Source organism: Propioniciclava sp. (genome assembly GCF_036744435.1).
In the GTDB taxonomy this organism is placed as follows: domain Bacteria; phylum Actinomycetota; class Actinomycetes; order Propionibacteriales; family Propionibacteriaceae; genus Propioniciclava.
In genome coordinates this window covers 1-14,226 of record NZ_DAIOIA010000080.1, presented here as the reverse complement: position 1 = coordinate 14,226, position 14,226 = coordinate 1, and the positions used below count along the sequence as shown (strand labels likewise).

Sequence of the window (14,226 nt, the reverse complement as noted above, 5' to 3'; positions counted from 1 at the left end):
CGGCGGTCGGGACGCCGTAGCGTCGCCCGGCTTCCAGGTTGGAGCTGGACGCGAATCCGGCGATGTAGGCGGCCCGCGCGGCGGCCACGGCTGCCCACTCGTTCGTGCGGCGCGACCCCATCTCGATGCAGGGGCGGTGCCCGGCCATCGCCGTCATCCGGGAGGCCGCGGACGCGACCGCCGAGTCGTAGTTGTAGATCGACAGCAGCAGGGTCTCCAGGATGCAGGCCTCGGCGAAGCTGCCCTCCACGACCATGATCGGTGAGCCGGGGAAGTACAGCTCGCCGTCCGGGTAGCCCCAGATGTCGCCGCTGAACCGGTAGTCGGCCAGCCAGGCGGCCAGTTCGTCGTTGACGACGTCGTGCTCACGTAGGAACGAGACGGTCTCGTCGTCGAAGCGGAAGTTGTCCAGGGCCTCCAGGACGCGGCCGGTGCCCGCGACGACGCCGTAGCGGCGGCCTTCGGGGAGGCGGCGGGCGAACAGTTCGAAGACCGAACGCCGGAAGGCCGTGCCGGAGCCGAGCGCCGCACGAACCATCGTCAGTTCGTAGTGGTCGGTCAGCAGGGCGGTTGTCTGCAGCATGAGCGCAGTTTAGTGAGCGACGGGCGAGGCGTCGGTTTCCCGGCCCCGCGTGACACAATGGGGGTGGCGGATCGTCCACCCTTCATCCGTCGCCCGCGGACGTCACCCCGGAAGGTCCCGCCATGGCTTCCCGCCGAATCCGTAGTGCCCTGGTGGGCGTCCTCGTGGTCGCCCTCCTCGCCGCGATCGGCGTCGTCTGGCGTCCTTGGGAGTGGTGGCACCCCGATCGGCGGTGGGGCACGTGGGCCGACAAGCGCGACCAGACCTTCACGGCCAGCGATGGTACGACGTCGCGGTATCACGTCTTCGCGGCCGGGCTCAGCCGCGACACCGTGACCGGCATCGTGTTCCAGTTCCACGGCGACGGAGCCTACGAGTTCGACCATCCCGACAGTTCCTACTCCCTCGGGGGCCAGACCGGGATCGTGGAGGAGTGCCGGACCCGCGGCTATGTCGTCGTCGCCGTCCTCTCTCCGGACACCGAGGGGGAGGTCACCTGGTGGGAGAACGGCGCCGCCAACGCTGCGTACGCCGCCCAACTCGTGGCCACCATGACCGAGGAGTACTCCGCGGGGGCGGACAACACGTGGCTGGTCGGCTATTCCGGGGGGAGCCAGTTCATCACGCAGTTCTACCTGCCGTTGTGGTCCTCGACGCTGCACGGTGGCGGGGCGGTGATGTTCGGCGGCGGGGGACGGCCCTACAACGTGGTCGTGCAGCCGTTCGCTGACGGCCTGCGGGCGCATTTCCCGATGTTCTGGTACACCGGCGCCGCCGACAACGGACGCAGTTCCGAGGACGGCTACAACGCCTTGGGCGACAGCGTTCACGGCGCGAAGGCGGGGCTGGGCTTCTATGCGAGCGCCGGGTTCGTCACCGACCATCGCTGGCCCAGCGGGATGGGGCACGATCTGAGTCAGCAGTTCGGGGAGGTCCTCGCCGATCAACTGGATCGGCACCCCCGCTGACCCCCGTGCCAGAATGAAGGACATGTCCACACCACCCGAGCCCGTCATTCCCGCAGGTGCGACGGCGGTCGCCGAGCGGCCCGCCGCCGTGGCGCACGAGGTGACCCCGTGGGTGACGATCGTCTGGGACGATCCGGTCAACCTGATGAGCTATGTCACACATGTCTTCGTCACCTACTTCCGGTTCGAGCGGGCGAAGGCGGAGCGACTCATGCTGCAGGTCCACCACGAGGGGCGGGCCGCCGTCGCCTTCGGCACGCGCGAGGAGATGGAACAGCACGTGAACGCGCTGCATGGCTACGGGTTGTGGGCCACGCTGGAGCGGTCGGAGTGATCCCCTTCGCCCGCGTCGGCGCCGACCTGGTCGCCCGCGTCGACGGCTTCGAGGCCGCCTTGTTGAGCTCGCTGGTGCGCCAGGTTGCCGATCTGCTCGGCGGGCATGCCGGGACGGAGCGGACCGAGGACCCCTTCGCTCGGTGGGAGGCCGAGTTCGACGCCGGGGTGGAGTTGGATCGAAGCGATCCGGTGATCGGGCGACTGTTCCCCGACGCCTATGAGGATCCTGCGGCTGCGGGCGAGCACCACCGGTTCACGCAGGAGTCGCTGCGCCGGGGGCGGATCGAGGACTCCGACGTCGTCGCGGACGCCTTGGCTCCGCTGACCTCTGATGGCGGCGCACTCGTCGTGGCGCCGGACGCGGTGGAGGCGTGGTTGCGGGTGCTCAACGGCGTCCGGCTCGCGTTGTCGGTGCGCTTGGGCGTCGACACCCAGGCGGACCACGATCTGCTGAGCGCCTTGCCGGCGAAGGATCCACGGAGCCAGCTCGTCGATCTGTACGACTGGCTCGGGATGGTGCTGGAGTCGCTGCTGGAGGCGTTCGCGCAGCAGTGACGCGCCGGGGCCGCATGAATGCACGTTCAAGCTTTCATTTTTCAAGGAAAGAGAATCGGGTCAAAACCCCGTTACTACTGGCGGTAGTAGCCGAGTGAGGTTAGCCTGTCCAATGTGCCTGACACGATGACTCTTGCAGGCGCCCCGATGGACGTCCCCCTCCTGCTCACCGGAGCGCACCCCGACCGCACTACCGCCCGACGGCTCGCCAGCCTGGGCCTGCGCCGTGGCGCACATGTCCGCCTCGTCCAACGGCTCGCCGCCGGTGGCCGCATCGTTTCGGTCGCAGGTGGCCGGATCGCCGTGGACGCCGCCGTACTGACACAACTCCCCGTGGAAGTGATGGCATGAGCACCGACCAGGTCTCCCGCAAGCTCAGCATCAATCCCAAGGCCCCCACCGTCCGGGCCGCCTGCTGCGAACCCGGTGGCGAGGGCGTCGCCGGAGCCCCGATCGTCGCGCTCGCCGGAGCCCCCAACGTCGGCAAGTCGACGCTGTTCAACGGCCTCACCGGACTGCGCGCCGTCACCGGGAACTGGCCCGGCACCACCGTCGACGTCGGCCGGGGTGCCTGGCGCTTCAAGGCGGGCGACAAGGTCTGCCAGTGTGAGGACTGCGACGGCGGCTGCGCGGCCAACACCGCGACGGAGTTCACGCTGGTCGACCTTCCCGGTGCCTACAGCCTGGACCCGCTCAGCCCGGACGAGGAACTCACCCGAACACTGCTCCTCGATGCGCCCGCCGCCGAGCGTCCAGACGTCACGGTCGTGGCCGTGGATGCCGCCCACCTGGCGCGTTCGCTCTACCTCGTGGCCCAGTTGCGCGAAGCCCCGTGCCGCGTCGTCGTCGCGCTGACCATGACCGACCTGGCCCGCCAGGCGGGCGTCGAGGTCGACAGCTTCGCCCTCTCCCAGGGGCTCGGCTGCCCGGTCGTCGTGGTGGATCCGCGTCACCGCGTCGGACTCGACAACCTCACCCGGGCGGTCCGCGAAGCGCTCTCCAAGGCAGTGCCGCAGCCGCGCGACCTGCCCGCCGCGGCCGACGACCTGGAGCGCGAGGACGAGCGGTTCGCCTGGATCGCCGACGCGGTCGCCGGAGGCACCTCCCGCACCGGTGAGGAGCGGGTGAGCCGCTCGGACAAGATCGACCGGATCGCCACGCATCCGGTGGCGGGGCCGCTGATCTTCCTCGGCGTCATGTGGCTCGTCTTCCAGATCACGACCACCGTCGCAGCGCCGCTGCAGGACTGGCTCGATGCCCTGTTCACCGGGCCCATCTCCGACGGGGCCCGCGCAGGCCTGGAGGCGATCGGTCTGGGCGGCAGCTGGGTCGAGGGACTGCTCGTGGACGGTCTCATCGCGGGCGTCGGGATGCTGCTGACGTTCGTGCCGCTGATGGCCCTTATGTTCGTCCTCCTCGCTGTGCTGGAGGACTCGGGCTACATGGCCCGTGCCGCCGTGGTCACCGATCGCCTGATGCGCCGCATCGGCTTGCCGGGCAAGGCCTTCCTCCCGCTGGTGGTGGGGTTCGGCTGCAACGTCCCGGCGATCTCCGCGACCCGCATCCTCAGCGACCCACGCCAGCGCATCCTTACCTCGCTCCTGGTGCCCTTCACCTCCTGCACTGCCCGGCTCACCGTGTACGTCATGGTGGGGACGGTGTTCTTCGGGGGTGGCGCCGGCACGGTCGTCTTCATCATGTACCTGGCCTCCATCGCCGCCGTCGTCGGCGTCGGCCTGGTGCTGCGCAAGACCCTCTGGCGGACGATGGGCACCGAGCCTCTGGTGCTCGACCTGCCTCCGTACCAGGTGCCCACGGCACGGCTCACCGCCGCCGTCACCTGGATGCGGCTGCGGGGATTCCTGCGGACAGCCTCCGGCATCATCGTGGTCACTGTGTGCGCGGTGTGGCTGCTGCAGTCCATCCCCACCCAGTCGGGTGAGGCCTTCGGAGAGGTGCCGGTCCAGGACTCGGCCTACGGCGTCGCGGCGCAGGCCATCGCCCCCGTGTTCGCCCCCGCCGGTTTCGGGGAGTGGCAGACCGCCTCCGCACTCGTGGTCGGCTTCGTCGCCAAGGAGGCGGTGATCAGTTCCTGGGCCCAGACCTATGCCGTGGAGGAGCCGGCCGAGGGTGAGGACGCGGGCGACTTCGGCACCGCGATCATGCAGGCCTTCGACGACTCCTCGGGAGGGCACCCGCTGCCTGCCGTGATGGCGTTCCTGGTGTTCCTCATGGCGTACACGCCGTGCGTGGCGACCATCGCCGCGCAGAAGCGTGAGATCGGCTGGCGCTGGACGCTGTTCGGGGTGGCGATGCAGTTGGCCGTCGCATGGACGGCCGCGGTGGTGGTGTTCCAGATCGGAAGGCTGTTCTGGTGAGCCGCCCGCTCGCCGCCGTGCTGGACGCCTTCGGGTCCGGCGCCTCCTCCCTGGCCGAGATCGAGTCGGCGACGGCGCTGGACCACGACGTCGTCACCGCTGCGGTCGACCACCTCGTCCGCGCGGGGCGTCTCGAGGCGAAGATCCTCACCGTCGGCTGCCCGGCGGGTGGCTGCGGGGGCTGCGCGCTGGCATCCAGCGAGGGCGCCTCCGCCTGCACCCCCCAGGCTGGGGTGCCTGGACGCCGGGGGCTGGTCGCGCTGTCGCTGCGGGCCGACGTCCGCTGACCCGGCGGTCGGAGGCCTTGCCGGTGGCGACCACGAGTAATCTGGGTCGGCGTGAGTGACAACGGCGCCCCGATCGGGCTGTTCGATTCGGGATTCGGTGGGTTGACGGTCGCCCGCGCGGTGACCGACCAACTACCCCACGAGGACATCCTGTATCTGGGCGACACCGCCCGCGCACCCTATGGCCCGCGCCCGCTGTCCGAGGTCCGCCGGTTCGCGCTCGAGTCCCTGGACTACCTGGTCGACCACGACGTCAAGGCGCTGGTGATCGCCTGCAATTCGGCCTCCTCTGCGGTCCTGCGGGACGCGCGGGAGCGCTACGACGTCCCGGTGATCGAGGTGATCCTGCCGGCCGCGCGCCGCGCCGCGAAGGCGACCCGGAACGGGCGCATCGGCGTCATCTGTACGCAGGCGACCGCCACCTCGCAAAGCTATGACGACGCGCTGGCCGCGGTGCCGGACGTGGAACTGTTCACCTCCGCCTGCCCCCGGTTCGTGGACTTCGTCGAGGCGGGGATCACCTCCGGACCCGAGATCCTCGCCTTGGCGCGGGAGTACCTGGCCCCGCTGCAGGACGCCGAGGTCGACACCCTCATCCTGGGCTGCACGCACTATCCGCTGCTCACCGGCGTGCTCGGCTACGTCCTCGGTGACGGCGTGACCATGGTCTCCTCTGCGGAGGAGTCCGCGAAGGAGGTATTCACGACGCTCACCGACCTGGGCCTGGTGCACGAACGGCCGCGCCCGGTGACGCGCCGGTTCCTCACCACGGGCAGCCCCGCGATGTTCGAGGGGGTGGGGCGCCGCCTCATGGGAGGCTTCGTCGAGGGCGTCGAGCAGGTCGCACCGGCTACTCTGCGGGCATGACTACCGCTCGCGCCGATGGGCGCGCCTTCGATCAGCTCCGCGACGTCCGCATCACCCGCAACTGGCTCGATCATGCCGAGGGTTCGGTGCTCGTGGAGTTCGGCCGCACCCGGGTGCTGGTGGCCGCGTCGGTGACGCCGGGGGTGCCGCGCTGGCGCAAGGGGAGCGGGCTGGGCTGGGTCACCGCCGAGTACGAGATGCTGCCGCGGGCCACCCACACCCGCTCGGATCGCGAGTCACGCCGCGGCAAGATCGGCGGTCGCACGCATGAGATCTCCCGGCTGATCGGCCGCGCCCTGCGCGCCGTCATCGACTACGAGGCGCTGGGGGAGAACACCATCGTCATCGACTGCGACGTGCTGCAGGCCGACGGGGGCACGCGTACGGCGTCCATCACCGGCGCGTACGTGGCGCTCGCCGACGCGGTGGCCTGGCTGCGCGAGCGCAACCTGCTGGCCGGCGAGCCGCTGAAGGATTCGGTGGCGGCGATCAGCGTCGGCATCGTCGATGGTGAGATCGTGCTCGACCTGCCTTATGAGGAGGACTCGACCGCCGAGGTCGACATGAACATCGTGTGCACCGGCGACGGTCGCCTCGTTGAGGTGCAGGGCACCGCCGAGGGGGAGCCGTTCGACCGCGAACAGCTGTCGGCGCTCGTTGACCTGGGCCAGGCTGGCTGCGCGACGCTGGCCACGCTGCAGGCGCAGGCGTTGACGGGGGCGCGATGAAGCTGGCCCAGGCCCTCGCCGAGCGGGCCGCCGTCCAGACGCGGCTCGACGAGCTGAGTGGGCGACTGGCCGCATCGGCGCTGATCCAGGAGGGGGAGCGGCCCGTCGAGGATCCCCAGGTGCTGCTGGCCGAGGCCGAGCACTGCTTCGACCGGCTGACGCGCCTGGTGAGCGTCATCAACGCCACGAACGCCGCCACCGAGTTCGAGCCGGGCGTGACCGTGACCGCCGCCATCGCGCGTCGCGACACGCTGGCCCGACGGCGCCAGTTTCTGAGTGCCGCCGCCCAGGCGGCGACGCCCGGGAACCGGATGGGCCGCTCGGAGATCAAGTTCGTCCCGACGCTGGACGTCGCGGCCCTGCGCAAGCAGGCCGACGAGGCCGCCCAGGCTTACCGCCAGCTCGACGACCGGCTGCAGGCGCTGAACTGGTCGGTGGACCTGATCGAGTCGTAGGCTGCGACCACCAGGTTCCGGGTAGCCGGTACCCGCGCGGCAGCGAGCATCAGCCCGGGCGACCGAGGGTTCGTATCGGCCGCACTGTGGGCCCGATGGGCCGGGCCACCCTCACACGGGGCACGCCCAGCACGCACGACACGGGCACCATGCAGGAAGCACCACGCATCACCGCGATGCTGGGTCGCGCGGGGAGGGTGGGTTCGGGGACTCCCCGGAACCTGGTGCTCAGTGCCGGGTCTTGGCCAGGACGCTGGGCCGCTCCAGGAAGCAGGCGGCCACCAGTCCGAGCGCCAGCACGGCGATGGGCAGCAGCATGGACTGCGCCATGGCCGCCGAGAACGGCGCGGCGACCGCCGCGGGCAGGCCGCCGCTCGCCTCGCCCAGACCGTCCTGGCCCGCGGGCATGAGAGCCGTGAGCCGTGACTGCATCAGGGCGGCGACCGCAGCGGACCCGATGACCGACCCGATCTGCCGGGTCGTGTTGTAGACGCCCGCGCCCGCGCCGGCCATCTGCGGGGGCAGGTTGCGGTTGGCCGTGGTGGACAGCGGACCCCACATGCCCGCCTGCCCGACGCCCATGACGGTCGCGGGCAGCAGGAACGCGAGGATCGGGGTGTCCGGGGTCATCCATAGCGCCCACCAGCTCAGGCCGACGAGGACGAGCGCCAGGCCCGGCAGCAGGATGTAACGGGGGTCGGTGCGATCGAGGATGCGACCGAACACGGGGGCGAGCACGCCGGACAGGACCGCCGAAGGTGCGGTGATGAGGGCGGCCTGGGTCGGGGTGAGCCCCCGGCCGAGCTGCGCGAAGAACATCAGCGGTAGCGACATGCTGGTGACGGCGCAGCCGACGGCGGCGATACCGATGTTGGCGACGGCGAAGTTGCGGTCGCGGAACAGCTCCAGCGGGACGAGGGGTTCGTTGCGGGTGCGGGCCTGATTCCACACGAACACGACGGCCAGGATCAGGCCAGCGATGATGAGGCCCCACACGGAGATGGGCCCCCAGATCTGGCCCCAGTTGTACGCCTCGCCCTCCTGCAGCCCGAACACGATGAGGAACAACGCGGCACCGGACAACAAGACGCCGACGGTGTCGAAGCGGTGGGGATGCGTGGGGAGCGCGGGCACGAGGCGGACCGCGAGGAACCAGGCGACGACGCCGACGGGGACGTTGATGAAGAAGATCCACTCCCAGCCCAGGCCGTCGACGAGGACGCCGCCGGCGATCGGCCCGACCAGCGTTGCGACGCCCGCCGTGGCGCCCCACAGGCCCATCGCGGCGCCGCGCTGGGTGGCTGGGAAGGTCCGGGTGATGACGGCCATGGTCTGCGGGGTCATCATGGCCGCGCCGACGCCCTGCAGGGCCCGGGCCGCGATGAGCAGCGGGAGGGTCCCGGACAGTCCGCACAGCAGCGAGGAGAGCGTGAAGACGACCAGTCCGGCCAGATAGATCCGCTTGGGTCCGAACCGGTCGCCGAGGCGTCCGGTCAGCAGCAGGGGGACGGCGTAGGCCAGCAGGTAGGCGCTGGTGACCCACACGACGTTGTCGAGGTTGGCGGTGTGCGGATCAAGGGCTGCTTTGATGGCCGGGTTGGCCACCGACACGATGGTGGTGTCGAGCAGGATCATGAAGAACCCCACCACCAGGGCCCACAGCGCGGGCCAGGGGGACGCCGTCGGCTGTGCCGGCTCGGCCTGCTGTGGGGTCATCGCGTTCCTCTCGGGCGGCGCTGGCAGTGCCCGGACTGGGACGATGCTCGTCGCGACCCAGCGACGATAGCTTGCCTTTCAACCACCTTTGGGCGTGCGCGCGATGTGGGACACGCCCGTGAGGGACTCTCCGCTCTGAACTCAGCCCCTAGTGGGGTGCTGGAACTCAGCTAGGCGTGGGGTACTGGAACTCAGCTTGTCGTGGGGTGTTGCGGGCGTGAGGCGGAGAGCCGGGCTGCGGCGTCGAGCGCCAGGGCGCCCCAGTCGCGGGCGGGACGGGCGTCCCAGCGCTGGAGCGGGACGGCCAAGGACACGGCGGCGATCACGTGACCGCGGGCGTCGCGGATGGGCGCGGCGGCGCACGCCAGGCCGGGGGTGGACTCTTCGCGCTCGTAGGCGACGCCGCCTGCGCGGGCCACGTTCAGGTCGGGCAGGAGGGCAGCCAGGGTGGCGTGGCTGTGCGGCGTCATCGTCGGCAGTGTGCCGTCGGGGTAGAGGGCGGCGAGCTGGTCGTCGTCGAGTTCGGACAGCAAGGCCTTGCCCAGGCCGACGCAACTGGCGGGCAGTCGTCGACCGATGGCGGAGGGGAGCTGGAACGGCTCGTTGCCGTCGACCTTGGCCAGGTAGAACACCTCGCTGCCCTGCAGCAGCGCCACCGAGCAGGTCTCCCCGGTCTCGAGGGCGACCGTGCGGGCCAGGTCGGTGGCCTCGCCGAGCAGATCGAAGCGCGACGTGTAGGCCTGGCCGAGCTCGACGGTCATGGCGCCGAGCCGGAACCGGCCCGCCTCGTCTCGTTCGAGATAGCCGCGGGAGGTGAGGGTGGTGAGCAGCTCATGGACGGTGGTGCGGGGCAGGTCGGTGGCCTGGCCGATGTCGGCGGCGGTCAGCCGGGCGTCCTTGCCGAGGAACAGCTCGACGATGTCCAGCGCCCGCATCACGGCTGGGGTGCGACGTGCCACGGCGGGCTCCTTTCGACGCCCCGAAGCCTAGTCGCTCCCGAATGGCTCGGATCGCTTGACAACACCCGTGAGTGAGTCCGATATTTAGAACCAACGTACGAGATTTCGTACACCGTGCAACGACGCAACGGAGGAGACGCATGGCCGTGAAGACCGCCATCATCGGCTCGGGCAACATCGGAACCGACCTGATGATCAAGATCCTGCGGGGCGGGGGTGATCTCGAGGTCGCCGCACTAGTAGGCATCGATCCTGACTCCGACGGCCTCGCGCGGGCTCGACGCCTCGGCGTCGAGGCCATCGACACCGGCGTGGACGGACTCATCGCCTCCCCGCTGTTCGACGACATCGAGATCGTCTTCGACGCCACCTCGGCCCGCGCCCACCTCTACGACGACGCAGCCCTGCGCGCCGTCAAGCCCGACATCAAGGTGATCGACCTGACCCCCGCGGCCCTGGGCCCGTTCTGCATCCCGGTCGCCAACCTGGACGCCGTCATCGAGGCCCCCAACGTCAACATGGTGACGTGCGGCGGGCAGGCCACCGTCCCGATCGTGCACGCCATCAGCGCGGTCGCCGAGGTGGCCTACGCCGAGATCGTCGCCTCGATCAGCTCGAAGTCGGCCGGCCCCGGCACCCGCGCCAACATCGACGAGTTCACCGAGACCACCGCCCACGCCCTGGAGGTGGTCGGCGGGGCCCAGCGGGGCAAGGCGATCATCATCCTCAACCCGGCGGAGCCGCCCGTGCTCATGCGCGACACCGTGTTCTGCCTCACGCGGGGGGCCGACCCGGACGCGATCCGCGCCGCCGTCACCCAGCGGGTGGCCGCGGTGGCCGCCTACGTGCCCGGCTACCGGCTCAAGCAAGACGTCCAGTTCGACGTCATCGACCCGGCCGCCCCGGTCACGCTGCCCGACGGGCGCACCTTCGACGGGCTGAAGGTCAGCGTCTTCCTCGAAGTGGAGGGGGCCGCCCACTACCTGCCCGCCTACGCGGGCAACCTCGACATCATGACCTCGGCCGCGGTGCGGACGGGGCAGGCCATCGCGGCGTCCCTGCTCGCATCGGCCGACGACCGGCAGGAGGCCAGCGCATGAGCGGCTCGATCTTCATCTCCGACGTGACGCTGCGCGACGGCAGCCACGCGGTCGCCCACCAGTTCACCCCCCAGCAGGTCGCCAGTATCGCGGGGGCGCTCGACGCCGCGGGCGTGGACAGCATCGAGGTCGCCCACGGCGACGGCCTGGCCGGCTCCTCGGCCAACTACGGGTTCGCCCCGTTCACCGACCTGGCCAAGATCGAGGCGGCGGCCGGGGCGGTCGAGCGGGCCGCCATCGCCGCCCTGCTGATCCCCGGGGTCGGCACGATCGCCGAACTGCGCGACGCCCACAGCGCGGGCGCCAGCTACGTCCGCGTCGCGACGCATTGCACGGAGGCCGATGTCGCCGCCCAGCACATCGCGACCGCACGCGAGATCGGCATGAACACGGCAGGCTTCCTGATGATGTCCCACATGGCCTCGGTGGAGAAGCTCGTCGAGCAGGCGCTGCTGATGCAGAGCTACGGCGCGCAATGCGTCTACGTCACTGACTCGGCAGGCGCCATGACGACGCCGCAGTACGCCGAGAAGATCGCCGCCGTCCGGGACGCCCTCGACCCGGCCACCGAGGTCGGCGTCCACGCCCACCAGAACCTGTCGCTGGCCGTCGCCAACTCGGTTGCGGCGGTCGAACGGGGGGCCTACCGGGTCGACGCGTCGCTGGCCGGGCTCGGCGCCGCCGCGGGCAACACGCCCCTGGAGGCGTTCGTCGCGGTCTGCGACCGGCTCGGCTGGGAGACCGGCTGCGACGTGTTCGCCCTCGCCGACGCGGCCGACGACCTCGTCCGGCCGCTGATGACCAGCCCGATCCAGGTGGACCGGGACACGCTCAGCATCGGCTACGCCGGTGTCTACGGCAGCTTCCTGCTGCACGCCCAACGGGCCGCCGCCAAGTACGGCGTTCCCACCTCCGAGATCCTGCTGGAACTCGGCTCCCGCGCCATGGTCGGCGGTCAGGAAGACATGATCGTCGACGTCGCGCTCGACCTGGCCCACTCCCGATCCCGTTCCGGCAACGCCGCCTGACTCGACAAGGAAAACAACCTCATGTCCTCCGACACCACCGCATCCGCGACACAGTCGTCGCGCGACGACCACGACGTCGAACTGATCGACAAAGGCACCCGCATGCGCGCCCTCATGGGCAGCGCGGTCGGCTCCGCCGTCGAGTGGTACGGCTACTTCCTGTACGGCACGATGGCCAGCGCCATCTTCGGGCACCTCTTCTTCCCCTCCGACGACAAGTTCATGGAGACCGTGCTCGCGCTCGCGTCGTTCTCCCTGGCCTTCCTGGTACGTCCGATCGGCGGCATCTTCTTCAGCCACATCGGCGACCGGATCGGTCGCAAGAAGACCCTGGTGATGACGCTGTCCCTCATGGGTGTGTCCACCGCGGCGATGGGCCTGCTCCCCACCCACGCCCAGATCGGCGTGTGGGCCGGCGTCTTGTTGACGCTGCTGCGCCTCATCCAGGGGCTCGCGCTCGGCGGGGAGTGGGGCGGCGGCGTCCTGCTGGCCGTGGAGTACTCCCCACGCTCCAAGCGCGGCTTCTACGGTGCCGTCCCGCAGACCGGTGCCCTCTTCGGGCTGGCGCTGGGCAACCTGACCGTCACCGGGCTGGACGCGCTGCTGAGCGAGGAGCAGTTCCTGAGCTGGGGCTGGCGCATCCCGTTCCTGCTGTCGGCGCTGCTGGTGCTGCTGGGCCTGTGGATCCGCAACAAGGTCGACGAGACTCCCGCCTTCCGCAAGATCAAGGCCGAGCGCAAGGAGGTCAAGGTCCCGATCGTGGAGATCTTCAAGACGCAGTGGCCGTCCGTCCTCAAGGCCATCGGCGCCAAGTTCATCGAGACGTCGACCTTCTTCATCTTCGCCACGTTCGTCGTGTCGTACGCCATCAAGCTGGGCTACACCCGCAGCGAGGCGCTCACCGCGGTCCTGGTGGCCGCCGTCATCGCGATCCCGTGCATGCTGGCCATCGGGGCGCTGTCGGATCGCGTCGGCCGCAAGACCTTGTACCTGATCGGCACCGTGCTGGCCGTCATCTACATCGTCCCGTACTTCTGGCTGGTGAACCTGATGAACGTGCCGATCCTGGTGCTGTCCACCGTCGTCGGTTTCGGTGCCATCTGGTCGGTGTACGGCGCACTGATGGGCACCTTCTTGGCCGAGTCCTTCACCGCCGACGTGCGCTACACCGGCATCTCGCTGGGCTACCAGGTGGGTGCGGCGCTGGTCGGCGGCACCGCCCCGCTGATCGCGACGGCACTGGTGGGGACGACGAACAACTACCCGCTGATCGGCATCTTCATCGGCTTCTGCGCCGTGGTGTCGTTCATCTCGGTGTGGTTCACCCGCGACCGGTCGGGGCAGGTGCTCGACTGACCTGTGGACGCGACCGTCTCCGGGCGGAGCGGTCCGTGCGTGGTGCCCGGTTCCTCGCTGAGGGGCCGGGCACCACGCTGTCCGAGCGCAGGGTGCTGCCGAACCGGATCGCGGGCCTCGCGTAGGGTGGACGCCATGCACCGCGTCGTCCTGGCTACCCACAACGGCAAGAAGCTCGCCGAACTGCGGCGGATCCTGGAGCGCGCAGGACTCGATGCCGAGGTCGTCGGGCTGGACGAGATCGGCCAGTACGCCGAACCGGCCGAGACCGAACGAACCTTCGAGGGGAACGCGCTGATCAAGGCCCGCGCCGCCGCCGCCGCAACGGGTCTACCTGCCCTGGCCGACGATTCCGGGCTAGAGGTGGACGCCCTGGGAGGGATGCCGGGAGTCCGGTCGGCGCGCTGGGCGGGCGGGCACGGCGACGACGCCGAGAACCTCTCCCTCGTGCTGCGGCAGATCGACGACGTCCCCGATCCCGAGCGCAGCGCCCGGTTCGTGTGCGCGGTCGCGCTCGTGCTGCCGGGCGGCGCCGAGCACGTGGAGCGCGCCACCATGGAGGGCAGCCTGGCCCGCGAGCCCCGCGGCAGCAACGGGTTCGGCTACGACCCCGCCTTCGTGCCCGACGGCTACGAGCAGACCACCGCCGAGCTCGCGCCCCAGGCCAAGGACGCGATCAGCCACCGCGGCAAGGCGCTGCGCGCCATGGTCGCCCCGCTGGCTGCGGCGCTAGGACAGGGCGAGCCAACGGAGGGCTCCGTCGTTCACGGGTCGGGCAACGAGGCCGACGCCCAGTACCTGGCGCTGTTGCGCCGGATCCTGGAGCACGGGGTGCGCAAGTCGGACCGGACAGGTACCGGGACGCTCAGCGTGTTCGGCCACCAGATGCGGTTCGATCTGGCCGCCGGGT

At 70.3% G+C, this 14,226-nt stretch carries 15 protein-coding genes and 2 pseudogenes; 14 read left to right on the top strand and 3 right to left on the bottom strand.

The window, feature by feature from the left end; translation table 11 throughout:
* Positions 1 to 583 (bottom strand): annotated as a pseudogene (locus V7E09_RS10675) (nicotinate phosphoribosyltransferase); the annotation flags it as partial.
* A gap of 122 nt (positions 584 to 705) precedes the next feature.
* Here V7E09_RS10675 and V7E09_RS10670 point away from each other — a divergent pair.
* The 9 genes from V7E09_RS10670 to V7E09_RS10630 all read left to right on the top strand — a co-directional run bounded on the left by V7E09_RS10670 (position 706) and on the right by V7E09_RS10630 (position 7,157).
* Positions 706 to 1,551: a hypothetical protein gene (locus V7E09_RS10670; RefSeq protein WP_324511296.1), complete on the top strand. Its 846-nt coding sequence runs from the start codon at positions 706 to 708 to the stop codon at positions 1,549 to 1,551.
* A gap of 22 nt (positions 1,552 to 1,573) precedes the next feature.
* The gene (gene clpS / locus V7E09_RS10665; RefSeq protein WP_324523364.1) at positions 1,574 to 1,885 is read left to right on the top strand and encodes an ATP-dependent Clp protease adapter ClpS; all 312 of its coding nucleotides are present in this window, start codon (positions 1,574 to 1,576) and stop codon (positions 1,883 to 1,885) included.
* Entirely contained in the window at positions 1,882 to 2,442 is a 561-nt protein-coding gene (locus V7E09_RS10660) for a DUF2017 domain-containing protein (protein WP_324511298.1), read from the top strand. The genes clpS and V7E09_RS10660 overlap by 4 nt, the downstream gene beginning before the upstream one ends.
* Before the next feature lie 114 nt (positions 2,443 to 2,556).
* A complete protein-coding gene (locus V7E09_RS10655; RefSeq protein ID WP_324523363.1) occupies positions 2,557 to 2,793 on the top strand; it encodes a ferrous iron transport protein A in 237 nt (78 codons plus the stop codon).
* Positions 2,790 to 4,820, top strand: a complete 2,031-nt coding sequence (gene feoB, locus V7E09_RS10650; protein WP_324511300.1) for a ferrous iron transport protein B — start codon at positions 2,790 to 2,792, stop codon at positions 4,818 to 4,820. Before V7E09_RS10655 ends, feoB begins: the two co-directional genes overlap by 4 nt.
* Positions 4,817 to 5,107, top strand: coding sequence for a FeoC-like transcriptional regulator (locus V7E09_RS10645; RefSeq protein WP_324511301.1), 291 nt, complete (start codon positions 4,817 to 4,819; stop codon positions 5,105 to 5,107). The genes feoB and V7E09_RS10645 overlap by 4 nt, the downstream gene beginning before the upstream one ends.
* Positions 5,108 to 5,158: 51 nt before the next feature.
* Positions 5,159 to 5,974 (top strand): glutamate racemase, encoded by an 816-nt coding sequence (gene murI / locus V7E09_RS10640; RefSeq protein ID WP_324511302.1) that lies wholly within the window; start codon positions 5,159 to 5,161, stop codon positions 5,972 to 5,974.
* Positions 5,971 to 6,702: a ribonuclease PH gene (rph, locus tag V7E09_RS10635; protein WP_324511303.1), complete on the top strand. Its 732-nt coding sequence runs from the start codon at positions 5,971 to 5,973 to the stop codon at positions 6,700 to 6,702. Before murI ends, rph begins: the two co-directional genes overlap by 4 nt.
* Positions 6,699 to 7,157, top strand: a complete 459-nt coding sequence (locus V7E09_RS10630) for a DIP1984 family protein (protein ID WP_324523362.1) — start codon at positions 6,699 to 6,701, stop codon at positions 7,155 to 7,157. The genes rph and V7E09_RS10630 overlap by 4 nt, the downstream gene beginning before the upstream one ends.
* 228 nt (positions 7,158 to 7,385) lie before the next feature.
* Here the strand turns inward: V7E09_RS10630 and V7E09_RS10625 are convergent, their stop codons facing one another.
* Both V7E09_RS10625 and V7E09_RS10620 read right to left on the bottom strand, forming a co-directional pair.
* Positions 7,386 to 8,873: a DHA2 family efflux MFS transporter permease subunit gene (locus tag V7E09_RS10625; RefSeq protein WP_324523361.1), complete on the bottom strand. Its 1,488-nt coding sequence runs from the start codon at positions 8,871 to 8,873 to the stop codon at positions 7,386 to 7,388.
* Between the two features lie 191 nt (positions 8,874 to 9,064).
* Positions 9,065 to 9,832, bottom strand: coding sequence for an IclR family transcriptional regulator (locus V7E09_RS10620; RefSeq protein ID WP_324511305.1), 768 nt, complete (start codon positions 9,830 to 9,832; stop codon positions 9,065 to 9,067).
* A gap of 140 nt (positions 9,833 to 9,972) precedes the next feature.
* Here V7E09_RS10620 and V7E09_RS10615 point away from each other — a divergent pair, with 140 nt between their 5' ends.
* The 5 genes and pseudogenes from V7E09_RS10615 to V7E09_RS10595 form a co-directional block, all read left to right on the top strand.
* Positions 9,973 to 10,932 (top strand): acetaldehyde dehydrogenase (acetylating), encoded by a 960-nt coding sequence (locus V7E09_RS10615; protein ID WP_324511306.1) that lies wholly within the window; start codon positions 9,973 to 9,975, stop codon positions 10,930 to 10,932.
* The gene (dmpG, locus tag V7E09_RS10610; protein WP_324511307.1) at positions 10,929 to 11,960 is read left to right on the top strand and encodes a 4-hydroxy-2-oxovalerate aldolase; all 1,032 of its coding nucleotides are present in this window, start codon (positions 10,929 to 10,931) and stop codon (positions 11,958 to 11,960) included. The genes V7E09_RS10615 and dmpG overlap by 4 nt, the downstream gene beginning before the upstream one ends.
* A 21-nt stretch (positions 11,961 to 11,981) precedes the next feature.
* Positions 11,982 to 13,316, top strand: coding sequence for an MFS transporter (locus V7E09_RS10605; RefSeq protein ID WP_324511308.1), 1,335 nt, complete (start codon positions 11,982 to 11,984; stop codon positions 13,314 to 13,316).
* A gap of 135 nt (positions 13,317 to 13,451) precedes the next feature.
* A pseudogene (rdgB, locus tag V7E09_RS10600) lies at positions 13,452 to 14,042 on the top strand (RdgB/HAM1 family non-canonical purine NTP pyrophosphatase); the annotation flags it as partial.
* 72 nt (positions 14,043 to 14,114) lie between these two features.
* A partial coding sequence (locus tag V7E09_RS10595; protein WP_324523365.1) for a thymidylate synthase occupies positions 14,115 to 14,226 on the top strand: 112 nt, incomplete at its 3' end.